Source organism: Methylobacter sp., from assembly GCF_023227905.1.
Lineage (GTDB): Bacteria > Pseudomonadota > Gammaproteobacteria > Methylococcales > Methylomonadaceae > Methylobacter_A.
This window is the reverse complement of the sequence record NZ_JALOCF010000031.1, coordinates 20,212-45,265: the sequence shown is the minus strand read 5'-3', so window position 1 is coordinate 45,265 and position 25,054 is coordinate 20,212. Positions and strand designations below refer to the sequence as shown.

Here is a 25,054-nt window from a genome sequence, read left to right as displayed (position 1 = left end):
TAGCTCATGAGGTGTCGTTGAACAGCGAAACCCGCAGCCAAGGCGGGCAGATTATTGCTTTGTTCGCCAACTTTTGCGAGTCCGCGCCTTGGATTTTCGGTGTTGTCGGCGTTTGGGCATGCCGGGAAAGCGCTTTGGAAATATGAGCTTGCGCTGCCGATGCCAGTGAACGATACGCCGGAACCGGTACTGAAACTGCTCGGCGATCGGTCTCGGATGCCTTCCGTCATCGCAGCCCTTGTCACCCAAGCGGAAGGAATCGGCATGCAAAACTTCATCATTTAAGCAGACCTGCCGATTATGGCTACCCAACTTTCCAAGCTTGACCTTATCCTCAACACGATCACCGACGGCGTTTTGGTGGTCGATAGTCAGGGCGTCGTACTGTATGCCAACCAAGCAGCCGAAACCCTGCTGGCACGCAGCCCGCTAACGGGTCAATCGTTGGCAATTCCGGTTAATCCTGATAAAAACAATTATCAGGACATTAACCTGATCCGTCCGCAAGGAATCGCCTGGGCGGAAATGCGTTCTGCGCCGCTGGAATGGGACGGACGCCCCGGCTACGTCATCGCCCTGCGCGACATTACCGAACGCAAGTCAGCAGAAGAGGAGATCAAACAACTGGCCTTTTATGATTTGCTTACCAAGCTTCCTAACCGTCGGCTGTTACAGGAACGCTTGAAGCACAGCATTGACGTGGAACGCCGCGAAGGCAAACAATTGGCCTTGCTGATGCTCGATCTGGACCGTTTTAAAGCCGTCAACGACAACTTGGGACATTTAGCGGGTGACGAGTTGCTTCAGCAGGTCGCTGAAAGAATCAAAAACCGGTTGCGCGATGTCGACATGGTGGCCCGTTTGGGAGGCGATGAGTTTATCGTGTTGCTGGAAGATATTCCCCACCCGGACGATGCCGCGCGGGTCGCTGAAAAAATTATCAAGGATTTAAGCAAACCTTTTAAACTGACTCAAAGTGACGATGTACGGATAGGCGCCAGCATTGGCATCAGCCTGTATCCTCAGCACGGCGACAGCTATGAAATATTATTGGATTACGCTGACACCGCGTTGTATCACGCCAAAGATAACGGGCGTGGCTGTTTTGCCTATTTTTCCGAAGACCTGACGACTTCCGCCCGTAGGCGCATTGAAATGGAAAACCGCTTACGCCGGGCGGTTCAGCAACAGGAACTGCGCGTATTTTACCAGCCGCAAATTGACATTGTCAGCGGCCGTATTATCGGTGCCGAGGCATTAGTGCATTGGCAAGATCCTATTGATGGCCTCATTCGACCCTCCTGCTTTATCCCTATCGCCGAAGAAACCAGTTTGATTGTAGAGATTGGCGAATGGGTGCTGCGGGAAGCCTGCCGGCAAGGCCGGTTGTGGCTGGATATGGAGTTGCCGTTGTTAACCATGGCGGTCAATGTTTCCCCACACCAGTTCCAACGTAGCGACATCAGCGCCTTGGCTGCAAAGGTGCTGGCCGAAACCCATTTTCCGGCAGGGCAACTGGAACTGGAAATAACCGAAAGCGGATTGATGGAAAATCAGGACAAAACGATGGCTATTCTCAACAACTTGCATGAACAAGGCATACATCTTGCCATTGACGATTTTGGCACAGGGTATTCGTCGTTGGCTTATCTCAAACGATTTTCGCTGGATGTGCTGAAAATCGACAAGAGCTTCATTACTGAGATTCCCTTTAATACTGACGATATGGAAATTGCCGCGACTATCGTGGCGATGGGGCATACCTTAGGTTTCAAAGTGCTGGCAGAAGGCGTGGAAACCACGGAACAGTTGGATTTTTTACGTCAAACCGGTTGCGACATTTATCAGGGGTTTATCGCAAGCCCACCCTTGCCGGCGAAAAATTTTGCCGACTTATTGAGTCACCAAAGGAATGGTAACCGGATTTAACTTAAGGCAGTTAAGCGACTGGACGGTGCCCTATGATCTGATCATGGTCAGCAACATTTTAAAATCACTGACGGCTTTTAAGGCGTGCGGTTCATGGGCCGGTATTATAATTATTTCGCCTTGCTTCAGATGGAATGGTGTCCCGGAAATCTTGATTTCCACCTCGCCATCAAGAACCTGAACCAAAGCGTCAAAAGGCGCTGTATGTTCACTTAGCCCTTGGCCCATGGCAAACGCAAATAAAGTCACCGTCCCTGTATCTTTGTCGATGATGGTTTTGCTGACCACCGCTCCCTGTTGATAATTGACCAAAGCAATCAGTTGGTTTTGCATTGTTTCTTTATTCATTTTCTTTCTCCATTCATCACGTCTAAAGACTGGCCATTGAGCCGCTGGTTCGTGCAATCTTATAAATCAATCCTGGCCGGGAAGCATCCGCCGGAGCGTATTGTCTTTTACAATGTAATGATGAAACAGTGCGGCAGCGGCATGCAAGCCGATGAGAAAGTAACCGACTGTGCCGGCGGTTTTATGTACCTCTTTGATCAATTTCGCCAAGGGCTCGTTTTCGCTGATGAGCGCCGGTAGATGCAATCCGAAAAACGGTATCGGCTTCCCCGCAGCGCTGAGCATCAGCCATCCTGCCAACGGCATTCCGATCATGAATACGTAGAGCGCCAAATGCATGACTCTGGCGAATAGCTTCTGCCACTTTGGCGGATTCGGCTCAATATCAGGACTGGGGCCAATGATGTGCACTGCCAGGCGTAGCGAGACCAGAGCAAGCACGGATAAGCCAAGCATGTAGTGCCAGATTTTCATTGCTTCGCGAGGATCGCTCCCTTTGGGGAAAATTCCGCGCAATTCAATGCATGCAAATACAGCTATGAGCAGTAGCAGCATTATCCAATGAAGACTGATAGAAATTGACCCGTAACGGTCTGTGTTGTTGCGCCAGTTCATCGTGTTGTTCCTGAAAATAAAATTATTTGACGGCAATCAGGCAGGCAAAGTTAAGCCAGCGAAAGTAAGTATCGATACGCTTGAAACCGGCCCGCTCCAGTAAAAGGTAGTTTTCATCCAGCCGGTAAGGAATCAGCACATTTTCCAGCGCTTCGCGTTTGCGCTGATTTTCAGCGTCGGTATATCCGCTTTGCGACTTTTTAAATTGCAGATAATGATCAATATAAAGACGATTCAAGCCGGCATCATTGCTTAAAATCTTTTCCGATAAAAGCAGTACGCCGCCCGGCTTCAGTGCAGTATGAATATTTTTAAGCAAATGTTCCCGGTCAATCGGACGCACAAACTGCAAGGTCCAGTTTAGAATCACCACGTTACAGGCCGGTAACGCGGGTAAATCACTCAAGTCAGCGGTCAGCAGAGACACTCTTTCTTCTGCAAGAGCGGTTGATAATTTGGCGCGCGCCTTGTCCAGCATGGCTTCGGAATTATCATAACCGACAAACTTGGCCGTTTTGGGGCATTGAGGGTGATTTATAATGTGTTCGAGGGTGGTTCCCGTTGAGCAGCCGAGATCACAGACCACACCGTCCTGTTCCGGTAAAAACGCCATGATTAAATCTGACTGTAGGCGCTGAATTTCACTATAAAAAGGCACGCTCCTGGCGACCATGTTATCAAATACGGAGGCAACGCGTTCATCAAAGGTGAAATCTTCCACCTGATTGATTTGTTGAAAAATTCGATCTTGCTGAGTCATTGATTTGCTCTTTATCATGATGTTGTTAATGGATCCGGCTATCTCATCGAGTTAAGGAACGCAGTTTTCTTTAGAAAACGCAAAAATAGCAATTAGTATTGCAGCGGCTATGACCGGTATTTTATGTTGAGCCGGATTGTCTGCAAGCTTAAGTTTCCAGCAGCTCAACCCTGGCGAAATTATCAGCGATGTAAACAGCGAGCCACGTATATATTATTCCAAATCGTGTTACGGACTTATGAAAAATAAACTTGAATCCCAAAATTCGCTTTTAGTGGAACATAGATTGCTGATGCTTTCTAAAGCACAGACAGTTATTCTTGGTTAGCAGGCGCAACAAAGATAAGTTTTAACGCATTTAAGTTGTATAAGTCACATTAAATTGCTATGCTTTTCCCGTCGCCAACCGTATTGGCTACAAACCGGCCTTGTAACAACGAAGGCAGCAATAAAACTTATAAACAATGGGAAGCAAGCATGAGCACATCTCTTTACGAAAGAATAGGCGGAGAACCGGCAGTCAATGCCGCCGTTGATATTTTTTACCGCAAGGTTCTGAATGACAACCGCATCAACCGCTTTTTCGACAACGTTGACATGGAAAAACAAGCGGCGAAACAAAAAGCTTTTTTGACTATGGCATTTGGCGGTCCTCACAACTATACCGGGGAAGACATGCGTAAAGGCCATGCGCATCTTGTGAAGATGGGCCTGGATGATAGCCACTTCGACGCGGTTGTGGAAAATCTGGGCGCAACGTTGGAAGAGTTAAACGTCCCGCAAGAACAGATTGCCGAAGTGGTGGCAATTTGTGAAACCACGCGTAACGATGTCCTGGGCAGATAAATATAATCACATGACTCCATGATGTTTGTTTTTACGCAAACATCATGGAGCCGGACTTAACGGTAGAGCCATGTATAAACTAACGATTGAAGACCACGCGTATGCTTGCCAGCCGGATGAAACAGTGCTTGAGACGTTATTGCGCGAAGAGATTAATATTCCCTATGCCTGTAAAAAAGGCACCTGTCATAGCTGCATGGTGCGCAGTCTCGATGCTCTCCCGCCGGAAGCCGCTCAGGCCGGGTTAAAGAATACCCTGAAAAAGCAGAATTATTTTTTGGCTTGCCTGTGCCGTCCGGAACAGGACATGATCGTTAAGCTGCCGGATCAATCGGAGTTTTATACCGAAGGAAAGGTTGTTGCCAACGAAATGCTCAATAGAAATACGCTGCTACTGATCATAGCTTTTAAGGATGCATTCGAATTTAACGCCGGGCAATATGTTAATTTACAAAGGCCGGATGGATTAACGCGCAGCTATTCGATTGCCAACACCCCTAAAGAATCCAATACTGTGGAATTTCATATTCGCCGCTTGCCAAACGGCAGGTTTAGCGAGTGGCTACATGATGAAATCAAGGTAGGGGATAGCATTGCCGTATCAGAACCGCGCGGGCATTGTTTTTACCTGCCCGAAAGGCGCGACCAAGGCATCCTTCTGGTAGGGACCGGAACAGGCTTGGCGCCACTGGCGGGTATTCTGACCGATGCACTTGCGCATGGTCATAGCGGCCCCATTTATCTGTTTCATGGCAGCCGTGAAGTTGAAGATCTCTACCGGATCGATGAGATGCGCCAACTTAGCAAAGAGCACGAAAACTTTCATTATATCCCTTGCATCTCAGGCCACCATGTTCCTGAAGAATTTTCTTGCGGGCGCGTCAACGAGGTTGCGTTGGCTTCGCTTAACGACCTAAAAGGCTGGCGCGTATTTCTCTGCGGTCATCCGGAAATGGTCAATCAAATGAAAAAAATGACCTTCCTCAAAGGCGCCGCATCAGCCGATATTTACGCCGATGCTTTTTTGTCGACACCGGCATGAGCAATGCCGCTCATCACGATTATTGCCCTGTACGGCGCTGTGTAATCAGCGCCGTTGGGTTTCATTGGCTATAAGCCAATCGGCAGTCGTTGCGGTTATTGCCGGCGACATGATCGTATTCAAGCAAAAAATTTCTTGCTGATCAGCGGCCGGTTATTCTGTTGCTTTTACACAAAAAGGCATGCCAAGCTGCCGAAATTCAGCTGTTTGTTTAACGCTATGCAAAGCTAATACCCAGCACCTCCCTGACGGCTAAAGCCAACAGCAAACTACTTGTTGCAGACTAACAACTGACAGGTTGGGTTACGGTCCAAGATACTGAAAAGATTAACTTCTTTAGGGTTAATTAATGGTCAAATCACTTGTTTTGCTTATTTATCGGGAGGACTATTTGCGTTCAAATTAATTAAACAGTGGAGTCAATAATTATGAAAATTATCAGAATATTAATCTTACTGGTTTCTTTTTTGGCGATAGCGGGCGCGGCGTTTTTCCAGCTTTTTGTGTTACTGGCAAATAGCCTGTTTTTCCAGCAAAACTATCATCGGCATTTCCCGCGGCAAGGTTAAGTTCGTGGTGAGAAGTCTCCCTGGCATTACGCGCATTAGTAATGCCTTAACCGCCAGCTGCTGATGATATCCGGGTGTTTTTTATAACCGAAAGACTTCACAAGATAAACCAGGAACCGCAATTCGCCGGAACATTGACCAAGAATACGGTTACGGGGCTTTGCACTTTAAGCCGTCTCGCATTGAACCCGATCATTCAAGCCCAAGCCAAATCGATGAAATATCGAAGTCAGCATCATCTCCAAAATAAAAACAGCCCTGCTGCCGAGGCACTCGGTTACAACCCAGGGTAAGCAAAGTTTCAAGCAACACATCAATCATTGCGCCGATTAACGGTGAAAGCTTTAAAAGCAAGCGTATCTATTTTTCATGAAAACGCATCCCTACATATTGACGATAGTTTGTTAACGGATATCATTGGGGCGCAGTAATAATTGGCTGGCTGCAATTAACAGTCATGAAAGGGTTTCATTAGCCTGGCATTATCGATGCTTTGGCGTATCCGCTTAACACCAATGAGAGGGAAAATTATGATATTAGCCGGAGATATAGGCGGAACAAAAACGGTATTGTCCATTTTAACCAGAGATGCTAACGGCTCGCTGGTATGCTTGCAGGAGCAAACCTATTCAAGCCAGTTATTCCCGGAATTTGATGACGTTTTAACGGACTTTTTACCCGCTGGCGCCAATATTCAGGCAGCGTGTTTTGGTATTGCCGGCCCGGTCGTCAACCAACGTTGCCACACCACAAATTTGCCGTGGCTGCTGGATGGGGCCGCACTGAAAATAAAACTGGGCACCTCTAAAGTAAAGCTTCTTAATGATCTGGAAGCTATGGCGCTGGGCATGCTATATCTGCCCGAACAGGATCTGGTAGAGCTCAACCCTAATGCGGAAGTTCAGTCAGGCAATATTGCTGTCATAGCGGCAGGAACCGGTTTGGGCGAAGCGATTCTTTATTGGGACGGCAATAAACATTATCCAATGGCTACCGAAGGCGGACACAGCGATCTTGCGGCCCAAAATGCCCAGCATGACCAACTGTTGGCGTATCTAAGAAAAATCTACCCCGATCATGTCAGTTACGAGCGCATCCTGTCGGGTATCGGTTTCAGCCACTTGTACGATTTTCTCTGCGAGCAGGGTTTTGCGCCGCCTTGCCCGGAGGTTCCCGATATCAGCAGCGACGTTGTCGACCGGAATGCCGTGATTTCCGAACTCGGGGTCTCCGGTAAAGATCCGTTATGCGTCGAAGTCGTCCGGCTTTTTGTTGAACTCTATGGCGCTGAAACAGGCAACCTGGCGTTAAAGTCGCTTGCCATCGGTGGCGTTTTTATCGGCGGAGGGATAAGCCCAAAAATATTGCCCGCTATGCAGGACGGCAATTTTATCCGCTCATTTAAAGCAAAAGGCCGTTTTCTTCCGTTGCTCGATAAGATTTCGGTGAAATTGTCATTAAATCCGCGTACGCCTTTAATCGGCGCTATTAACTATTTTGATCTGTAAAAACAGTTAATATCGACGACGTAAATTACCGCCGGTTGATTCTCATCATTTATCCGCGGCATCAAGGCCGTTCCGTTGCTCCACATCCACATAGTGGCGCAAGGGTTCACCCACATAAATCTGACGAGGGCGGGCGATAATCACCTGCTTGCTGTGCAGCATTTCCCGCCAGTGCGCCATCCAGCCGGGCATTCGGCCGATAGCAAATAATACCGTGAACATATTGGTGGGGATGCCTGCGGCGCGGAGAATCAGCCCGGAATAAAAATCGACATTGGGATACAGTTTCCGGGAGATGAAATAGTCGTCCTTTAAGGCAATTTCTTCCAGTCTCCGGGCAATATCGAACAGGGGATCTTTGGCCCCGGACTTATCGAGCAATTTGTCGCACTGCTTTTTTAATATCATCGCGCGGGGATCAAAGTTCTTATAGACGCGATGGCCGAAACCCATCAGCCGGCTGGGTGAGTTTTTATCTTTTGCCTGATTGATAAATTCAGTGCCGTCACCGCCGTCGGCATGGATTTGTTCAAGCATCTGTATCACTTGCTGATTGGCCCCGCCATGACGCGGTCCCCACAGCGCCGAAATGCCTGCCGAAGCGACCGCATACACATTCGCCATGCTTGAGCCTGCGGTGCGCACCGAAGAGGTGCTGCAATTTTGCTCATGATCGGCATGCAGGATGAGGAATATATCGATGGCTCTGACGATATCTTCATCCAACTGGTAATCGCGCACCGGCGACGAAAACATCATATTCAGGAAATTGCGCACATACTTAAGCTTGTAGGACGGGTAAATGAGCGGTTCGCCAATCGATTTCTTGTAGGAGAAAGCCGCGATAGTGCGTACCTGGGAGATCAAATTGACAACAATTTGCTGCTCTGTCGCAGCATCGAGCCGATCGGGAATAGGGTAGAACGTAGATAGTGATGCCACCATGGTCGCCAAAATACCCATGGGATGCGAGCCGCGCGGAAAACCGTTGAAAAAATGGTGCATGTCTTCGTGAATAATCGAAGACTCGTTCAGGCTGGTCGAAAAATCCAATAATTGCCGGCTGTTGGGCAGTTCGCCGTTCAGCAGTAAATAAGCGACTTCAACAAAACGCGAATGCTCGGCCAATTCCTCAATCGGATAACCGCGATAGCGAAGTATGCCTTTTTCGCCATCAATATAGGTAATGGCGCTCTCGCAGCTGGCGGTGTTGCCATAGCCTTCATCCAAAGTCACGTAATGGCTTTGACTGCGCAGTTTGGAGATATCGATGGCTTTTTCGCCCTCAACGCCAATGAAAGCAGGCAATGAGTAGCTTTTATCGCCCAGCGTCAATAGGGCCGGGGGCAGTTCTGTTAATTTATCGGTCATTTGATCAATCTCCAAAGTTGGTGGCACGACCATCAGCTAATTTTATTTATCTGCTGGTTCCCAAGTTTCGGCATGGGAACACCCTCTTGGAAGCTCCCGCTTCCCGACATGCGAGCTTATTCTGCACTTCCAATGCTTGAGCTTGGGAACGAGCCATATCTGTATTATCCAGCTTCGGCGCCGCAAGTCTACTGTAAACGCATATTCGCGACTTGGCTGGGTAATGCCACAGGCCTTGGCGCCGCTTCGCTGACGCCGAGTCTTCAACATTTTTCGGCAACACCGCCCGGCCGGAATGTTGTCGAACGGAGCCGGTCAGACGCAAGCGGCGCTTAATAACATTAATGCAGGGCTTGTTTTTATCCGCTTTAATAATTACGATGAATGCCAGTAAACAGTAAACCCCGGCACAGCCAGATAATGCTTAGACAGCGATTTTTATTATTGTTAATACTCATAATGGTCATTACGCCGGTTTGGTCGGCGCTTGGCTATTATTCGGGTTCACTGTCTGCGGAACTGTCTTTGGGACAAAACGACACAGTCAATGACGCGGATGATTCCGATCATTGCCGTCATCAGGACGAATTTAAAGCAGAATGCCATGCAAGCGGGAGTTGTACTTTTCACGTTTGTGGCGACGGAGGAGTTGCCGCCGCTTTTGTATTGACCCAGGCCTATAGCGCGCATCGCTATGAACATTGGGAAAAGTCCGTTTCCCGTTCCCTCTCATTTTCCCCGGAAATAAGGCCGCCTATTAATAGCCTCTAAATCTAGGGTGTGATGAACGCTCGGTTTACAGGGTAGCTACTTACTTTCCTGGCCGCGCCTATTTAATCGCACTCTAACCGTCGTAAGGCAGGTAAGTTTTTTGCCCTTTTAAACGCTGAGGACGCAAGCATCCTCGGGAAACGCCCTACGCGGACTCAACATAACATCTCCGTTTTACGGACTTTATAACGAGTGTTGGAGGACCTATGTCACCACAAATTATTTTCAAGTGCTTTTGCTTGAGCATGCTGCTGCTTTCCGTCTGCGTATTTGCAGATGAACAGCCGGTAATCAAGGAGGTATTAACATTAAAATCTGCAATCGAACAGGCCGTTCGGGATAATCCCGACTTGGCGCAGATGCAGGCCAGGGCTCAAGCGATGGCTGCCATTCCGTCGCAAATGGGCGCTTTGCCCGACCCTGAAATCAGCATCAATGCGATGAGCCTGCCGGTTAATACCTTTAATACCCGGCAGGAAGATATGACGCAATTGGGCGTCGGTATCTCGCAATCCTTCCCCTTTCCGGGCAAGCTCGGTTTGCGTGAACAAGCCGCGGCTTTTGAAGCGGAAGCCGCAACGCAAAACGCTACCGAAGTACGCTGGCGGCTGCTGAGCGAAGTTAAATCGACCTGGTGGCTGATCTTTTACCTGGACAGGGCGCTCGGGATTGTTGACAACAACCATGCGCTGTTGCAGCAGTTTGTTCAGATCGCAAGAAGCAAGTATGAAGTCGGCGAAGGCTTGCAGCAGGATGTCTTGCTGGCGCAACTGGAATTATCCAAATTGCTGGATCAGCAATTGATGCTGAAAGCTTCGCGCCGTAACGCCGCCGCCAGCCTGAACGCGCTGCTGGATAAACCGGCCAACGAAGAGGTCCGTTTACCGGACAAGATTGACTCGCAACTGCCGGCCATTCAGCAGGAAACCCAGCTTTATCAACAGGCGGAAGCTTCGAGAGCCGTACTGGAAGGCAACCGCCAAGGCATCAATGCCGCGCAATCCCGCTTGGAACTGGCCAAAAAAGACGTGCTGCCTGATTTTAATCTGGGCGCTTCATACGGTGCCAGAGACGATATGCCTTCCGGCGACAGGCGGGCCGATCTGTTAAGTTTGAACCTGAGCATGAATGTGCCGATCTTCGCCGCGCAAAAACAGGCCAAGGCAGTTGATCAGCGTACCAGCGAGTTAATGCAGGAAAAATACGCCCTGCAAGATCAGTGGAACAAGGTCCGCGCGCAAATTTCGCAAGGCTATAACGACTACCGGCGCGCCAAAGACCAGGTTGTGCTGTTTGAGACCGGCATCGTGCCGCAAGCCAGGCAAACCGTTGCTTCGATGCTGGCCGGTTATCAGGTCAACAAGGTCGATTTCCTGAACCTGGTGCGCAGCCAGATTACCTTGTTCGAATACGAGACCCAGTATTGGAAAGCCTTTACCGAAGCCAATCAAGCGTTGGCTCAGTTAAGTTCGGCTGTCGGTAAGGAGGAAATTTATGAATAGGCAGTTAATCATTACCTCAGTGTTAATGCTGGTTTTAGGTGCCGGCTTAGGCTATCTGCTTGCATCCAAGCCGGAGCCAGCGATTAAAGAGCAGTCCCGGCCCGTTTTACCCGACGATAAAAAGCCGCTGTTTTACCGAAGCCCGATGAATCCGGCTGTTACCTCGCCGGTTCCGGCTAAAGATGAGATGGGCATGGACTACGTGCCGGTTTATGCAGAGGATAATGCCGGTGCTGATGAAACCGCAGGCAGCGTTAAAATCGATGCCGTTACTGTGCAAAACATGGGGGTGCGCACCGCTACGGCAAAAAAGACCCTGCTTTCCCATACCGTTCGAGCCGTCGGCCGTGTGGCTTATGACGAAGAACGTATCGTACGCTTGCATCCCAAAACCGAAGGCTGGATTGAAACCCTGCGCGTCGATAAAACCGGTGAGCGGGTCAAGAAAGATGAGGATTTACTGAGCATTTATTCGCCGCAACTGGTTGCGACCCAGCAGGAATATATTCTGGCCTTAAACAATCTTAAAGTGCTGGAAAAAAGCCCGATTGAAGACATCCGCCACGGTGCGGAAGAACTGGTCAACAGCGCGCGTGAACGCTTAAAACTGCTGGATGTCCCCGCACATCAATTGCACGATCTGACCCATAGCCAAAACGTCAGAAAAAGCCTGCATATTCATACGCCGACGGACGGCATTGTCATACAGATCGGCGCTCGCGAAGGGCAATATGTGACGCCCGAAACCGAGCTGTACATGATCGCCGATTTATCCAAAGTTTGGGTTTACGCGGATATTTACGAATACGAACTGCCTTGGGTCAAAGTGGGCGACCCGGTTGAAATGCAACTGGCCGGCGTTCCGGGACGCATTTTTCACGGCCACCTGGCTTTTATTTACCCTTATGCCGAAGCAAAAACCCGAACCATCAAGGTGCGGCTGGTATTTGATAACGCAGAATTATTGTTAAAGCCCGAACTGTTTGCCCAAGTAACCATCTATGCCGGTAAACAGGTCGATGCGCTGGTGATTCCGTCCGAAGCGGTCATACGCTCAGGCGCGAAAAGCCAGGTCTTTGTCGTGCGCGATGCGGGCAAGTTTGAGCCCCGCCCGATTACCACCGGCTTAGCATCCAATGACGAGATTGCCGTGCTTGAAGGACTGAAAGAAGGCGAAGAGGTCGTCACCTCCGCGCAGTTTTTAATCGATTCCGAATCGAAGCTGCGCGAAGCCACTGCAAAGATGATGGAACCCTCAACGCCGCAACAGCCGGAGCCGAGCCGCCTGATCATGGAGCAGGGGGAGCATCAACATGATTAGCGCGATCATCGACAGTTCATTGAAAGACCGTTTCATGGTGCTGCTGGGCGCTATTATTATTGCTGTAGCCGGGTTTTGGTCCTTTAAAACCATGCCGCTGGATGCGATACCGGATTTGTCCGATGTGCAGGTCATCGTGTTCACCGATTATGCGGACCAGTCGCCGCAGGTTGTCGAAGACCAGGTCACCTATCCGTTAACCACCGCGATGCTGGCCGTGCCTCATGCCAAAGTGGTGCGCGGCTATTCTTTCTTCGGCCTGTCGTTCGTCTATGTCATTTTTGAAGACGGCACCGATATCTACTGGGCCAGGTCGCGGGTGCTGGAATATCTCAATTATGTAAAAGGCCGGTTGCCGCAAGGCATCACGCCGACCTTAGGCCCAGACGCCACCGGCGTAGGCTGGATTTACGAATATGCGCTGGTGGACAAAAGCGGCAAGCACGATCTGGCGCAGCTGCGCTCGATTCAGGACTGGTATTTGCGCTATCCGCTGCAAACCGTTTCCGGGGTGTCCGAAGTCGCTTCCATGGGCGGCTACGTCAAGCAATACCAGGTGGAGGTCGATCCTAATGTGTTGCAGGCGTACCAGATTCCCTTGTCTACCGTTATCAACGCGATCAAACGATCCAATAACGATGTCGGCGGCCGTTTGTTCGAAATGGGCGAAACCGAATATATGGTCAGGGGCCTGGGCTATATCAAATCCGTCGCCGACCTGAAAACCATCCCGGTCGGCGTCGATGTCAACGGCACACCGATACGCTTGCAGGATGTCGCCCATATCCAGATCGGCCCGGAACTGCGCCGGGGCGTGACCGAACTGAATGGCGAAGGCGAAGTGGCAGGCGGCGTAGTAATCATGCGCTTTGGCGAAAATGCCCAGCAGACTATCAAGGATGTGCGGAAAAAGCTGGATGAACTAAAAAAAGGTTTGCCGGAAGGGGTGGAGATCGTCACCGTTTACGACCGGGGCAGCTTGATCGAACGCGCCGTCGACACGCTCAATTCCGCGCTGATCCAGGAACTGGTCATTGTCTGCGCCCTGGTCGCCTTGTTTCTGCTGCATTTGCGCTCGTCGTTGGTGATTATCATCACCTTGCCGCTGGGTGTTTTAATGGCTTTTATTGTCATGAAATGGCAGGGCATCAACGCCAATATCATGTCGCTGGGCGGCATTGCGCTGGCGATAGGCGATATGGTCGACGGGGCGGTGGTGATGGTTGAAAATGCCCATAAGCATTTGGCTGAGGCTATTGAGAAAAAGCGCAAGAGCGTCCTAGACAGCTTAGAGCCCTCTCCAGAGGGAGAGGGTTGGGTGACGACTGCAAGGATGCAGGAGGTAGAGCAACGCAGGGAGCAGTTGCCGAGGGAAAATTCAAATAAGGGAAAAAGCTTGTTTAACGCCCCTCATCCCAACCTTCTCCCTGAGGGAGAAGGAGCTTCCGTGGAGCTAACTGCAAAAGAACGCTGGCAAGCCATTGGCAACGCGTCCAGGGAAGTGGGTCCCGGCCTGTTTTTTTCGCTGCTGGTCATTACCGTTTCTTTCCTGCCGATCATCACCATGCAGGCGCAAGAAGGCCGCCTGTTCAGTCCGCTGGCGTTTACCAAATCCTACGCAATGGCGGCGGCTGCAATATTGACTGTCACGCTGGTGCCGGTGTTGATGGGGTACTTTATCCGCGGCAAGATCATTCCCGAACACAAAAATCCGATCAACCGCTTTTTGCATTTTCTTCACGCGCCCGTTTTAAGGCTGGCGATGCGCTGGCGGGCGATGACGATAATACTGGCTGCGCTGTTAATGGCGTCAACACTATATCCATTGTCCAATATTGGCAGCGAATTCATGCCGCCGCTGTATGAAGGCGATCTTTTATATATGCCGACCACGTTTCCGGGCATTTCAATCACCAAAGCCAAGGAACTCTTGCAACAGACCGACAAGATTTTGAAAACATTTCCTGAAGTGCAGCAGGTGTTCGGCAAGATCGGCAGGGCGGAAACGGCAACCGACGCGGCTCCGCTGATGATGGTGGAAACCACCGTACAGCTAAAGCCGCAAGCGCAGTGGCCTGATCCGGACAAAACCACCCGGCAACTGATGGATGAAATGGACAGGGCCGTTCGTTTTCCAGGCTTGGCCAATACCTGGACCATGCCGATCAAAAACCGCATCGATATGCTGTCTACCGGCATCAAAACGCCGGTCGGCATCAAGGTTTCCGGCCCCGACCTGAAAGTCTTGCAGTCTCTGGCGCTGCAAATCGAGCAGTCCATGAAAACCCTGCCGGAAACGCTGTCGGCCTATGCGGACCGGGCCGTCGGCGGCTATTTCCTGGATTTTGACATTAACCGGGAAGCGGCGGCGCGTTACGGCTTGACCACCGGCGATGTGCAGGATGTTATTCAAAGCGCAATCGGCGGCATGAATATCACCGAAACTGTTGAAGGGCGGGAGCGTTATCCGGTCAACCTGCGTTATCCGCGCGATATGCGCGACAACCTGGAGGCGTTACGGCGCGTGTTAATCCCCACGCCGACCGGTAATCAGGTACCGTTGACGCTGGTCGCCGACATTAATTTTACCCGTGGTACGGACGTGATTAAAACCGAAGACGCCAGCCCCAATGCCTGGGTCTATGTCGATATCAAGACCTCGGATATCGGCGGCTTTGTTACGCTGGCGAAACAAAAACTGGCGGAGCGCGTCACCATTCCCGCCGGTTATGCCGTCACCTGGTCAGGCCAGTTTGAGTATATGGAACGCGCGGCAGAGCGCTTGCAAATGGTTCTGCCGCTGACCTTGCTGCTGATTTTTGTGTTGTTGTATAGCACGTTTCGCAATATCACCGAACCGGCCATTGTCATGCTGGCCATCCCGTTTAGCTTGATCGGCGGCATTTGGCTGGTGTACTGGCTCGGCTTCAATCTGTCGATTGGCGTCTATGTCGGCTTTATCGCGCTCGCCGGTACGGCGGCCGAAACCGGCGTTATGGTGTTGAGTTTTATCGATATTGAAATTGATAAACTGCGGCAGCAAAAACAGGCGCTCTTGACCGGCGCAGAAATCAGGGCCGCCACCGAGGCCGCCACAGCTTTGCGCGTGCGGCCTGTCGCGATTACCTCGCTGGCCAATATCGTCGGCTTGATTCCGATTATGTGGGCCACCGGCGCCGGGGCTGATGTCACCCAACGCATCGCCGCCCCGGCGTTGGGCGGCATGCTGACTGTGTTGATATTGAGCCTTTTGGTATTTCCGGTCATCTACAGTCTGGTTTTGCAGTTTCAAGAACAGCGAAAGCAAGATGTTAACTGATGTTACGCACGGATGTTTTTTTTTGCCCCGTATGCCGCGCCGAGCACCGGAGCTTTTGCCGGGAATAGCCCGTTAGGGGTGCGGCAGGGAGGCCGCACGTTGGCAGAGGGGCAGGAGCCCCTTCTGCCGACCCTCGGCAAAAGCGAGGAGCGCAGGACACAAGCGGCAACCGGGCCGCCTTTCTTTTGGATACTTTTCTTTGGCGGAGCAAAGAAAAGTATCTCGCCCTCGGGTGCGAGAACCCGATTCAAATAATCGTCGCGGTAGCGACACTTTAATAATCAAAAGGCTAATGCAGTCTAAATCCGAACAACTGCGTAACATCAGATGTTAATACACATTGTGCAAGTAAAATTGAATGAAGGGTGAAAAACAATGTTTAAGTTATTGATTGGATATAAATGGTACTGTTCGTGAGTTAATAAATCGCTGGTTGGGGCCGGTGTTTACCAATCCCTGAGTTATAAATCCCAAAAATGTTTGGTTTTTAGTGATAAGGCCTTCAGTTAAATAACCTGATAGGTAGCAATGCCTATTGATCTTTTAGTTAACTAACTGAAAAATAATGTCTTAAATGTTTTAACTACTTGGGAATAAGCTCATGAAAACAAAATTACTGCTTACCTTGCTTTTAATTTTTGGGTTAGTGTCCGCATGCGCCGAAATGGACCCGCATCCGATGAATATGGATATGGCCGTGCAAAATGCGGAAACCAAGGCAGATCATGAGGCATTGGCGAAACACTATGAGGAAGTGGCGGGAGAAATGCGGGCTAAAGCGGAGGAACACAAGAAACTGTTTAGTCACTATCAATCAAAAAGCTATCGCTACGGTAAGCAGGCGCAGGACTTTAAAGCGCATTGTGAAAGGCTGGTTGACGTCTACGAAAAAGCCGCCGAGGAAAATCTGGAAATGGCAAGAATGCATCGCCAGATGTAACACTTCAAATCATGGCAATTTAGGCGGCTACAAACAGTCTTGATGGAACAAACCGGAATCAGAAACGATTAAAGCGTCTCCAAGACTGTTATTTTTAGCCGTTTTTTAATGTTTCAACCTAATTGCGGTTTAAAGCAGCGGCAGCATCCTGCTCGTTACCGGCCAGATGCGCGTCGCGCGGCGGCAATACGTCTGCGACGGCTTCCAGGCGTTTCCAGGCAGGCACCGGCGTTTCGCAATGCTCCTTGGGAACGAATGCCGATTCTTCGACCAACGTCATTTTGTGGATATAACGCGGACAGTTGGGGAACATTTCGCGCAATTTTATCCGCAACACCATTTGGGCTTCGGGCCAGTGATTTTGCAAAGGATCATCGTCCTGTATAAAAGCGCTGCCGTTGAAACGCAGGCGGGCTTGGCGCTGAAAATCGACGAACAACAGGCTGACCTGCTCGTTAACCAGCACATTGCCGGCCGACAGATACATGCCGCTGCCGTCGTACAGCGGAAAAGCCAGGGTCTGTTCGTCGATAACCTTGACCAAGCCGACGCTGCCGCCTTTGTAGGAACAGCTCGGGCGTCCTTCACGATCGACGGTCGCGAAGAAAAACATGTTCTGTTCTTCGATAAACGCCTTGTCTTCCGGGCTGATTTGGTTGTTGATTATGGCTTCGACGAGACGGTCGGCCATCGGCCTGGTCTCGAAACGGTCTTGCAGCTGTCGGCTGCCTTCATGGAAAAATTCGCTCATTGTTTCTCTCCGGAGTTATGGGTTGATGATGTATAGGAAATATCTCTCAAGCTATTTTCGATAAGAATAATTGCGGCCTGCTTGGCTTGCTCGGCGGAGCCTGAATGGCGCTTCATCTGTTCCGAAACGATCGCGCCTTCGATCAGCAGGCTTAATTGCAGCGCCAGAGTTTTCGGCGATCTTGAGCCGGATTGTTCGGCCAGATCGGCAATATAGCTTCTAAAATGCTCATAAAACTCGGCAGACACCTGATGCACAGGGTTGCCATCCAGCGAAAATTCGGCGGCGGCATTAATAAAAGCGCAACCTCGAAATTCGGGAATAGCCATCCATTCGCCAATCACGTCGAAAACCGCCAGTAACTTAGCCTTGGGCGTGTCGGCCCTGCCGTTAACCTGGTCGGCAAACCAGACCCGGAAATCCTCATCGCGCTTGCGCAGAAAGGCAAGCACCAAATCGTCCTTGGAAGGGAAGTATTTGTACAGGCTCATTTTGGTGGTGTTCGCCGCTTTGGCAATCGCATCGACGCCGGTCGCCCGGATGCCTTGGCTATAAAACAGCTCTGATGCGGCTTGCAGGATTTTTTCTTGAAGAGTTAGCGACATAGGGAAGGGCGTAGAAAACAGGTTGATTGTCACTATACCGGTCGGTATACTTTGATGTCAATATACCGAGCAGTCAGTATATTTTTTATAAAATAACAAATGAGATAATTCGATGGAAATATTATTAATTGGCGCTGTGTTGATGATTTTTGCTGTGTTGGTTTCAGCGTGGCTGATGACTTTTGCAAGATGGTTTCCTGTCAAAGGCATTGATGGCGAATTCCTTGCCGATTACAAAACCCTGATCAGGGCGCATATCGACTTTGCGTTAATGGCTTTGTTTTGTCTGGGGTTTTATGCCGTTAAAGTGCCTTTATCGGTTACGGCTTGCTGGCTGGTGGTGATTGGCGGCATTACTAATCCTTGCGTGTTTGTCGTTGCGGCGTTTGATCCTGCTTTTTGGGAAAAGACAGTCTGGAAAGTCTACTCGGCTATCAGTTTTATTATCACAACAATAGGCTTTGGCTGGGTTTGCATTAGCTTATTGGATTATGCTGTATAGCTGATTTTGAACAGACAGGGCTATTTCCGCCCTGTCTGTGTTGAAACATTGCTCAGGAATCGGCAGCATGGGCACTTCAGCAATCAGCTGTCGGGGATTTCGTCGAAATCCGCAATGGATGCGCCGGATTTTAGAGTTCTTCGTAATGATCAGGTACGTTTATAGATGCCGCGCACTCCGTACTGGTTTCTGGAATACAACATGCCTGCTTCTGCCAGGGTTTCGGAATGTTTTTTTAAAAGCTGACGTATCATTTCATGGCTACAGGAGGGTGCATAGTCCAGTTCCACCACTTTGCTTGCCAGCAGCCGCAATGTCCAGTGCGCGTGTCCTTCCGGCGCTTCGCTGCAGGCGATGGCAATGATGTGGGCGACTTGTTCTTCCGTTAGCTTTGGGGCTTGTCCGGGACGATCACGATCTTTCAGTGCCGCTTCCGGGCCTTCTTCCGCGCATCGTTGCCGGATTTTTGCCACCATGGAAGGAGACACGTCCAGTGCCTGGATAATGTCTTTATCGTGAACACCGGCCGCTGCTTTTAATAGAATGCGGGCTCGCGTTTGGCTACGGGCCGCGCTTTTGCCTTTATGGACCAAGGCTTCCAACTGACATTTTTCTTCGTCGGTCAAATTGACTTTATATTTGGCTATCATGACTGAACCTCGCTGAGTGAAAGTCAATGCTCATACCCATACGTCACTTCATCGCGTCGTTTGAGCATGACTGACTAGGTTGTTAACACTCATTTTCTCCGTCGATCTGAATCGGTAGAGAAAAAACAACACGTTCTGCCTTTTCCGAGTTTGCTATTGAAAATTAAAGCTCCTTTATGGGCTTCAATAAGAGGGTGACTGGTTAATGGCCCTGAGCAGAACTGCTATTTCAATATAAACGCGTCTGAAATCATTTATTACTATTGACCAAAAGCAGAGATTACTTGTCGCCGGAATAAAGCCCGCTGGGAACGTGTTCGGAGCATGGCTTTATTCCGGCTGCACTCGACAGATTTTATCTTATGCGGATCGAAGTGTAGCCCGTTACGAAGGATGAGTTAATAAGTATTGAAGCGTAATTTCGTACGAAATACAGTGGTTTAATGAAACTTTAATCCGAAATAAACGCAAATATGAGATTGAAGTCCGGCCATTGGAAAATTAATCCGAGACTCCAACGTAGTCGGCTAAGCCCCCATATTAGGTTGGCTCAGGCCGACAAGCGCGCTTCTGTAACTACTCGGTTCCTGTCAGGTAGTTTAGGATATTTGGACTGATTTTATAATTCCGGGGGATGAGTAATAATATCCTTTCAGGGGCTGCACGACTGGCTTTTCCGGTCTAGGTGTTGTTGAAGGAAACTTTGCTTGACGGAAAGCTTTGAGATAAGACGCTAGTGATATTTTAAAATTGCCCAACATAAATTGTTCTTTAGTTTGAAAAGTTATACGAAAATTTTGCTCTTCCCGAGCAAAAGCTCAGGCTTGTTGCTGTATCTGAGCTTTAGCCGCCAAGTTGTGCTTTATGTAACCGAACTTGGCGATTTAGAAAGCATATTCTATGCCGCAGGCTTACAAGTGCGATATAGGTGCCGTTACTTATGCTGATGTGTCGGGGACTTCAATATTCGCTAGCGTCCTGCTCAGAAAGTACCAAACCCATTGCAAATGACTCAAGCAAAACCGGAACGCTCCCAAGCATCCCTCCGGCGCTCGTATCTGCGATAGGCACGTTCTGCTAATTTATACTGCTTATCCATGCCATTGGTTAAAAAGTCCGGAGCGTACTGCCTAAGTTTTAAGATTGTTAAATACAAGCTCCAAGCGTCATGTGTTAGTTGTCTCAGCATGATTCACCTCAGGTATATGAGTCTTAATTTGATAGTTAACTCTAACGTACATAGATGACGGCTTTATGACATGGCTCGTTGATGTTCGCCATGACTTGACTTTTTTACCGCAACGCCAAGCTTTAAACCGGTTACCAAGGGTATCGGCATAATCGATAAATTTGTGGTGATGCTATGTGTTTTCGGACTTGGCTTTCCCTGAATCTGCCAAAACCTTGTTGCGCGATACGCCTTTTTTGTCCAGGGACAAACCGTCAGGCGGCCGGTATGAATGCGTATTTCATGTGTACTTTATTTAAGGTTAATATAATTTAAAGCCGGTTAACATTATGTTACTTTAGGACCAAGCTTTATTTGTTTATCAGCAAGTTGATTGGCTTTTGAGTTTCTGAGCTGTAGTGAAAATCGAAGTAGCGATATTTTGATTTTGAACTTTTAGTAACTAACTTGGGACAATGATCATGAGCGAGCAGATAACTATCGATTCAGTCAATGTCCGTCGGTTTCCGGTTGGGGTAGAGCGGCTTGAAAAAGGTATGCATTTTCGTGTTTGGGCGCCTGAAAGAAAAACAGTAAGGCTGGTCATGAGTTCCAGGAATGAAGATCTTGCCCGTGTTCCCCCATCAATTGAAGTTGAACTGCAAGCCGAAGGAAACGGCTATTTTTCGGCGCTTTTGCCGGATGTTGGCGTAGGGACGTTATATCGCTATCTGCTGGATGATGATCCGCAATCCTATCCGGATCCCGCCTCGCGTTTTCAACCCCAAGGCCCGCACGGGCCATCGCAAGTGATCGACGCTTCAACCTTTGACTGGACGGACGCTGCCTGGCTGGGAATTGAACTCCAGGGGCAGGTTATCTATGAGATGCATATCGGCACCTTTACCCATGAAGGCAATTGGGTCGAAGCAACCAAAGAACTGCCTGAACTGGCCAAGTTGGGCGTGACTGTTCTGGAGATCATGCCGGTGGCCGATTTTCCGGGACGGTTCGGCTGGGGTTATGACGGCGTCAATTTGTTTGCGCCGACACGGCTTTACGGGACTCCGGACGAATTCCGCCAATTCGTTAACCAGGCTCATACCGTGGGGCTTGGTGTTATTCTGGATGTAGTGTTCAATCATTTCGGTCCGGATGGCAATTATCTGGGGAAATTCTCAAACGATTACTTTTCAAGCCACTATGAGTGCGAGTGGGGCGATGCCCTGAATTTCGACGGGCCGAACTCTGATGGGGTGCGGGATTATGTGCTCGCCAACGCCGCGTATTGGATTAAAGAGTTTCACCTTGACGGCCTGCGTATTGATGCAACCCAGCAGATTTTCGACAGCTCGCCTGAACATATTATTGCCGCCGTGGTACAGGCTGCGCGTAGCGCAGGGGCTCCGCGCAAAGTCCTGATTGTCGGCGAGAATGAGCCGCAGGATACTAAATTGTTTTTGCCTCACGAACGCGGAGGCTACGGCATAGATGCCTTGTGGAACGACGATTTCCACCATACCGCAATGGTAGCAATGACAGGGCGGGCAGATGCCTATTACAGCGATTACCGGGGTACCGCCCAGGAATTTGTATCGACACTGAAGCGGGGGTTTTTATATCAAGGTCAATGGTACTCTTGGCAAAACAAACCCCGTGGAACCCTGGCGCTGGATATAGCCCCGGCCAAGTATGTCAACTTCATCCAAAATCACGATCAATTGGCCAATTCCGGCAGCGGCAAACGTGTCCACTTATTGACCAGTCCTAACCGCTATCGCGCCTTGACCGCGCTGTTCTTATTGGCTCCGCAGACGCCGATGCTGTTTCAAGGCCAGGAGTTTGCAGCCACCAGTCCGTTCTTTTATTTTGCCGATCATAACGAGGAAATTGCCTATCTGGTGGCGCGAGGGCGCTCTGATTTTCTGGCCCAATTTCGCTCTCTGGCAACACCCGAAATGCAGGCCCGGATGCCGGACCCCGGCGATCCGCTAACCTTTACCCATTCAAAACTGAATTTGAACGACCGCAACCTGCATAAAGAAGAATATGCCTTACACCGCGATTTATTACGCCTGCGCCGTGATGATCCTGTGTTTCAGTCTAGCCAACAAAGCAATCGCATTGATGGCGCCGTGTTAAGTCCGGATGCGCTGGTGATGCGTTTTTTCGGGGAAAATCCGGGGGATGACCGTCTTTTGGTGGTTAACCTGAGCCGGGATCTTCATCTGGTTCCGGCTCCGGAGCCGCTATTGGCTCCGCCTGAAGATTGTGTTTGGGATACCGTATGGTCCAGCGAAGATCCTCAATATGGCGGTTTAGGCATGCCGCCCTGGCCTACAAAAGGCAACTGGTATATCCAGGGCGAATCTGCCGTTGTGCTAAATCCTGTTAACCCACCAAAAGGTACCGTTAATCATGAACAATGATATTGTTATCCGAACCCAATGGACTGGTGACCCAACTGAACAGGAAACGTTAATAAAAAACGAATGGTTAGTCACCAATGGTCTTGGCAGCTATGCGACCGGGACGATCGCGGGTGTGCCGACTCGTCGTTTCCACAGTTTTTTAACCGTTGCGCATCCTGATCCTTTGGGGCGCTACGTGATGCTTAACCAGCTGAGTGAGTTGGTTCGGCTTCCTGACGGCAGCATCCAAAAAATTGGCGGCATCGAATGGGCGAGCAAGGATATGGAACTGTATGGCATGTCCAGCCTGCGCGAATTTCGTTTGGACTGCGGAATGCCGGTGTGGCGTTATGAACTGGCAGGCCATGTCATTGAAAAATGGATACTGATGCCCTACATGAGCAATACGGTTCATATAGGGTATCGATTGCTTTCAGGGGCGGGGCCGGTGCGGCTTAAGATTCGTGTAGCCGTTCATTTCCGTCCCCATAATGCCGCTTTGGACCAAGGGCTGCCCGCAGATTGTTATGACCTTCAAGCCTCATCTATTGGACGGCTGGAAATTCATGGGGTTTCGATTCCGCCTTTGCGCCTGTACATGGATGGCGGTGGCTCGGCATTTACGATTGAACCCAAACGCTTTACCGATATTCTCTACCGTATAGAGCAGCAAAGAGGCTACGGCGCCCAGGGCGACCTGTGGAGTCCGGGCTATTTTCGCGTGGATCTTATTCAAGGCAAGGATGTGACTTTTATCGCCTCTGCTGAAAACTGGGACAGCATCCTGGCATTGTCTCCTCAAGAGGTATTTAAGGCTGAAATGGAGCGGCGTCAACGTTTATTGGCCATAGCCGCTCCACAATTGCAGCAAGGCCTGGCTCAGCAGTTAGTGTTGGCCGCCGATCAGTTTATTGTCGCGCCGACCAAGCGGGTTGTCGAAACGACGCGGATCCGTGCATCCGGCGGCGATGTGCGCACCGTCATTGCCGGTTACCACTGGTTTACCGATTGGGGACGGGACACGATGATCAGCCTGGAAGGCTTAACCTTATTAGCTGGCCGACATGTCGAGGCGGGACATATTTTGCGTACTTTTGCCTATCATCTACGGGACGGTCTCATTCCCAATATGTTTCCGGAAGGTGAGAGCGAGGGCGTGTATTACACGGCCGACGCCACGCTGTGGTTTTTTCATGCGCTGGACCGTTATATCGAGATTACCGGAGATAAGGACATATTCAAGGAACTGCTGCACAAGCTGTTGGACATCATTGATCACCACATTCAGGGCACTCGCTTCGGTATTTACTGTGATCCTTCCGATAGTCTGCTTGTCCAGGGCGATCCGCGTTATGCGCTGACCTGGATGGATGCCCGGTTAGACGATTGGGTGGTAACGCCGCGTCGCGGCAAAGCGGTTGAGATCAATGCCTTGTGGTACAACGCACTGCGCGTTATGGAAAAATGGATGAAGGAGGATGACCAACTCTCAGGCGCAAGCGAAATTACAAAGCTCGCCGATGCCGCCCGGCTTAGTTTTAATCAACGGTTCTGGAATGCACAGACAGGCTATCTGTACGATATCGTCGACGGCGAAAATGGCAAAGACGATCCGGCGTGCCGGCCCAATCAGTTATTCTCCCTATCGTTACCCCATCCGGTATTGGATCGGCAGCATTGGCAACCCGTGCTTCAGCAGGTTAGGGATCGCCTGTTGACGCCTGTCGGCCTGCGAACGCTGTCCTCGGATCATCCCGATTATAAACCCGATTACCATGGCGATCTTCGCACCCGCGATGCGGCTTATCACCAAGGCACGGTTTGGCCTTGGCTGCTGGGTCCTTACGTGGATGCCTGGTTACGCGTTCATCCCGAGCAGCGCAAAGATGCGCGCGACTATATTGATCAGTTATTAGAGAGACAGTTGCATGAAGCCTGTATCGGTTCCATAAGCGAAATTTTTGACGCTGAAGGCTCGTTTACTCCGCGTGGCTGCATCGCTCAGGCATGGAGCGTAGCGGAGATCATTCGTGCTTGGGTAAATCTGGCTGAAGCCCTTAATAGTGATTAAGTAAAAGAGCCGCTTATATCTGTTGTTGCAAACAAGTTCGTACAAGACGGTTGGC

Annotated in this window: 21 protein-coding genes; 14 read left to right on the top strand and 7 right to left on the bottom strand. The window is 50.0% G+C overall.

Annotated features, from left to right (window positions below; genetic code table 11):
• Positions 1-54 precede the first annotated feature (54 nt).
• Positions 55-285: a hypothetical protein gene (locus M0R47_RS13175; protein WP_292555585.1), complete on the top strand. Its 231-nt coding sequence runs from the start codon at positions 55-57 to the stop codon at positions 283-285.
• Positions 286-300: 15 nt separating this feature from the next.
• Positions 301-1,929 (top strand): EAL domain-containing protein, encoded by a 1,629-nt coding sequence (locus tag M0R47_RS13170; protein WP_292555582.1) that lies wholly within the window; start codon positions 301-303, stop codon positions 1,927-1,929.
• Positions 1,930-1,959: 30 nt separating this feature from the next.
• Here M0R47_RS13170 and M0R47_RS13165 read toward each other — a convergent pair whose 3' ends face one another.
• The 3 genes from M0R47_RS13165 to cmoA form a co-directional block, all read right to left on the bottom strand.
• Positions 1,960-2,277 (bottom strand): cupin domain-containing protein, encoded by a 318-nt coding sequence (locus tag M0R47_RS13165; RefSeq protein ID WP_292555580.1) that lies wholly within the window; start codon positions 2,275-2,277, stop codon positions 1,960-1,962.
• 66 nt (positions 2,278-2,343) lie between these two features.
• On the bottom strand, positions 2,344-2,892 hold the full coding sequence (locus tag M0R47_RS13160) for a cytochrome b (protein WP_292555574.1): 549 nt from the start codon (positions 2,890-2,892) through the stop codon (positions 2,344-2,346).
• 22 nt (positions 2,893-2,914) lie between these two features.
• Complete coding sequence (gene cmoA / locus M0R47_RS13155; protein WP_292555571.1) at positions 2,915-3,652, bottom strand: carboxy-S-adenosyl-L-methionine synthase CmoA; 738 nt, start codon at positions 3,650-3,652, stop codon at positions 2,915-2,917.
• Positions 3,653-4,129: 477 nt separating this feature from the next.
• Between cmoA and M0R47_RS13150 the strand changes: the two genes are divergently transcribed.
• From M0R47_RS13150 to glk, 4 genes are all read left to right on the top strand, one after another.
• Complete coding sequence (locus tag M0R47_RS13150; RefSeq protein ID WP_292555568.1) at positions 4,130-4,498, top strand: group 1 truncated hemoglobin; 369 nt, start codon at positions 4,130-4,132, stop codon at positions 4,496-4,498.
• 70 nt (positions 4,499-4,568) lie between these two features.
• A complete protein-coding gene (locus M0R47_RS13145) occupies positions 4,569-5,540 on the top strand; it encodes an FAD-binding oxidoreductase (protein WP_292555565.1) in 972 nt (323 codons plus the stop codon).
• Between the two features lie 428 nt (positions 5,541-5,968).
• The gene (locus M0R47_RS13140; protein ID WP_292555562.1) at positions 5,969-6,109 is read left to right on the top strand and encodes a hypothetical protein; all 141 of its coding nucleotides are present in this window, start codon (positions 5,969-5,971) and stop codon (positions 6,107-6,109) included.
• 530 nt (positions 6,110-6,639) lie between these two features.
• Entirely contained in the window at positions 6,640-7,617 is a 978-nt protein-coding gene (gene glk, locus M0R47_RS13135) for a glucokinase (protein WP_292555559.1), read from the top strand.
• A 45-nt stretch (positions 7,618-7,662) separates the two neighbouring features.
• Here glk and M0R47_RS13130 read toward each other — a convergent pair whose 3' ends face one another.
• A complete protein-coding gene (locus tag M0R47_RS13130; protein WP_292555556.1) occupies positions 7,663-8,988 on the bottom strand; it encodes a citrate synthase in 1,326 nt (441 codons plus the stop codon).
• Positions 8,989-9,432: 444 nt separating this feature from the next.
• Between M0R47_RS13130 and M0R47_RS13125 the strand changes: the two genes are divergently transcribed.
• The 5 genes from M0R47_RS13125 (at position 9,433) to M0R47_RS13105 (ending at position 16,841) form a co-directional block, all read left to right on the top strand.
• Positions 9,433-9,759, top strand: coding sequence for a hypothetical protein (locus M0R47_RS13125; RefSeq protein ID WP_292555553.1), 327 nt, complete (start codon positions 9,433-9,435; stop codon positions 9,757-9,759).
• Positions 9,760-9,965: 206 nt separating this feature from the next.
• Entirely contained in the window at positions 9,966-11,261 is a 1,296-nt protein-coding gene (locus M0R47_RS13120; RefSeq protein ID WP_292555550.1) for a TolC family protein, read from the top strand.
• Positions 11,254-12,582 carry an efflux RND transporter periplasmic adaptor subunit gene (locus tag M0R47_RS13115; protein WP_292555547.1) on the top strand — a complete coding sequence of 443 codons (1,329 nt, stop codon included), beginning with the start codon at positions 11,254-11,256 and terminating at the stop codon, positions 12,580-12,582. The genes M0R47_RS13120 and M0R47_RS13115 overlap by 8 nt, the downstream gene beginning before the upstream one ends.
• Positions 12,575-15,901 carry an efflux RND transporter permease subunit gene (locus tag M0R47_RS13110; protein ID WP_292555545.1) on the top strand — a complete coding sequence of 1,109 codons (3,327 nt, stop codon included), beginning with the start codon at positions 12,575-12,577 and terminating at the stop codon, positions 15,899-15,901. Before M0R47_RS13115 ends, M0R47_RS13110 begins: the two co-directional genes overlap by 8 nt.
• Positions 15,902-16,502: 601 nt before the next feature.
• Positions 16,503-16,841 (top strand): hypothetical protein, encoded by a 339-nt coding sequence (locus M0R47_RS13105; protein WP_292555542.1) that lies wholly within the window; start codon positions 16,503-16,505, stop codon positions 16,839-16,841.
• Positions 16,842-16,959: 118 nt separating this feature from the next.
• Here M0R47_RS13105 and M0R47_RS13100 read toward each other — a convergent pair whose 3' ends face one another.
• Both M0R47_RS13100 and M0R47_RS13095 read right to left on the bottom strand, forming a co-directional pair.
• On the bottom strand, positions 16,960-17,592 hold the full coding sequence (locus M0R47_RS13100; RefSeq protein WP_292555539.1) for a pyridoxamine 5'-phosphate oxidase family protein: 633 nt from the start codon (positions 17,590-17,592) through the stop codon (positions 16,960-16,962).
• Complete coding sequence (locus tag M0R47_RS13095; RefSeq protein ID WP_292555536.1) at positions 17,589-18,197, bottom strand: TetR/AcrR family transcriptional regulator; 609 nt, start codon at positions 18,195-18,197, stop codon at positions 17,589-17,591. The genes M0R47_RS13100 and M0R47_RS13095 overlap by 4 nt, the downstream gene beginning before the upstream one ends.
• Before the next feature lie 112 nt (positions 18,198-18,309).
• Here M0R47_RS13095 and M0R47_RS13090 point away from each other — a divergent pair, with 112 nt between their 5' ends.
• Positions 18,310-18,699: a hypothetical protein gene (locus M0R47_RS13090; RefSeq protein WP_292555533.1), complete on the top strand. Its 390-nt coding sequence runs from the start codon at positions 18,310-18,312 to the stop codon at positions 18,697-18,699.
• Positions 18,700-18,848: 149 nt separating this feature from the next.
• Here the strand turns inward: M0R47_RS13090 and M0R47_RS13085 are convergent, their stop codons facing one another.
• Positions 18,849-19,349 (bottom strand): helix-turn-helix domain-containing protein, encoded by a 501-nt coding sequence (locus M0R47_RS13085; RefSeq protein ID WP_292555530.1) that lies wholly within the window; start codon positions 19,347-19,349, stop codon positions 18,849-18,851.
• Positions 19,350-20,999: 1,650 nt separating this feature from the next.
• Here M0R47_RS13085 and treZ point away from each other — a divergent pair.
• Together treZ and M0R47_RS13075 are read left to right on the top strand one after the other, a co-directional pair.
• Positions 21,000-22,946, top strand: a complete 1,947-nt coding sequence (gene treZ, locus M0R47_RS13080; protein ID WP_292555527.1) for a malto-oligosyltrehalose trehalohydrolase — start codon at positions 21,000-21,002, stop codon at positions 22,944-22,946.
• A complete protein-coding gene (locus tag M0R47_RS13075) occupies positions 22,936-24,999 on the top strand; it encodes an amylo-alpha-1,6-glucosidase (protein WP_292555524.1) in 2,064 nt (687 codons plus the stop codon). The genes treZ and M0R47_RS13075 overlap by 11 nt, the downstream gene beginning before the upstream one ends.
• Positions 25,000-25,054 lie beyond the last annotated feature (55 nt).

Bases quoted from the DNA above. Each gene is read 5' to 3' on its own strand.
- M0R47_RS13170 (WP_292555582.1), top strand. From the start codon at position 301: ATGGCTACCCAACTTTCCAAGCTTGACCTTATCCTCAACACGATCACC.
- M0R47_RS13165 (WP_292555580.1), bottom strand. From the start codon at position 2,277: ATGAATAAAGAAACAATGCAAAACCAACTGATTGCTTTGGTCAATTAT.
- M0R47_RS13160 (WP_292555574.1), bottom strand. From the start codon at position 2,892: ATGAACTGGCGCAACAACACAGACCGTTACGGGTCAATTTCTATCAGT.
- cmoA (WP_292555571.1), bottom strand. From the start codon at position 3,652: ATGACTCAGCAAGATCGAATTTTTCAACAAATCAATCAGGTGGAAGAT.
- M0R47_RS13150 (WP_292555568.1), top strand. From the start codon at position 4,130: ATGAGCACATCTCTTTACGAAAGAATAGGCGGAGAACCGGCAGTCAAT.
- M0R47_RS13145 (WP_292555565.1), top strand. From the start codon at position 4,569: ATGTATAAACTAACGATTGAAGACCACGCGTATGCTTGCCAGCCGGAT.
- M0R47_RS13140 (WP_292555562.1), top strand. From the start codon at position 5,969: ATGAAAATTATCAGAATATTAATCTTACTGGTTTCTTTTTTGGCGATA.
- glk (WP_292555559.1), top strand. From the start codon at position 6,640: ATGATATTAGCCGGAGATATAGGCGGAACAAAAACGGTATTGTCCATT.
- M0R47_RS13130 (WP_292555556.1), bottom strand. From the start codon at position 8,988: ATGACCGATAAATTAACAGAACTGCCCCCGGCCCTATTGACGCTGGGC.
- M0R47_RS13120 (WP_292555550.1), top strand. From the start codon at position 9,966: ATGTCACCACAAATTATTTTCAAGTGCTTTTGCTTGAGCATGCTGCTG.
- M0R47_RS13115 (WP_292555547.1), top strand. From the start codon at position 11,254: ATGAATAGGCAGTTAATCATTACCTCAGTGTTAATGCTGGTTTTAGGT.
- M0R47_RS13110 (WP_292555545.1), top strand. From the start codon at position 12,575: ATGATTAGCGCGATCATCGACAGTTCATTGAAAGACCGTTTCATGGTG.
- M0R47_RS13105 (WP_292555542.1), top strand. From the start codon at position 16,503: ATGAAAACAAAATTACTGCTTACCTTGCTTTTAATTTTTGGGTTAGTG.
- M0R47_RS13100 (WP_292555539.1), bottom strand. From the start codon at position 17,592: ATGAGCGAATTTTTCCATGAAGGCAGCCGACAGCTGCAAGACCGTTTC.
- M0R47_RS13095 (WP_292555536.1), bottom strand. From the start codon at position 18,197: ATGTCGCTAACTCTTCAAGAAAAAATCCTGCAAGCCGCATCAGAGCTG.
- M0R47_RS13090 (WP_292555533.1), top strand. From the start codon at position 18,310: ATGGAAATATTATTAATTGGCGCTGTGTTGATGATTTTTGCTGTGTTG.
- M0R47_RS13085 (WP_292555530.1), bottom strand. From the start codon at position 19,349: ATGATAGCCAAATATAAAGTCAATTTGACCGACGAAGAAAAATGTCAG.
- treZ (WP_292555527.1), top strand. From the start codon at position 21,000: ATGAGCGAGCAGATAACTATCGATTCAGTCAATGTCCGTCGGTTTCCG.
- M0R47_RS13075 (WP_292555524.1), top strand. From the start codon at position 22,936: ATGAACAATGATATTGTTATCCGAACCCAATGGACTGGTGACCCAACT.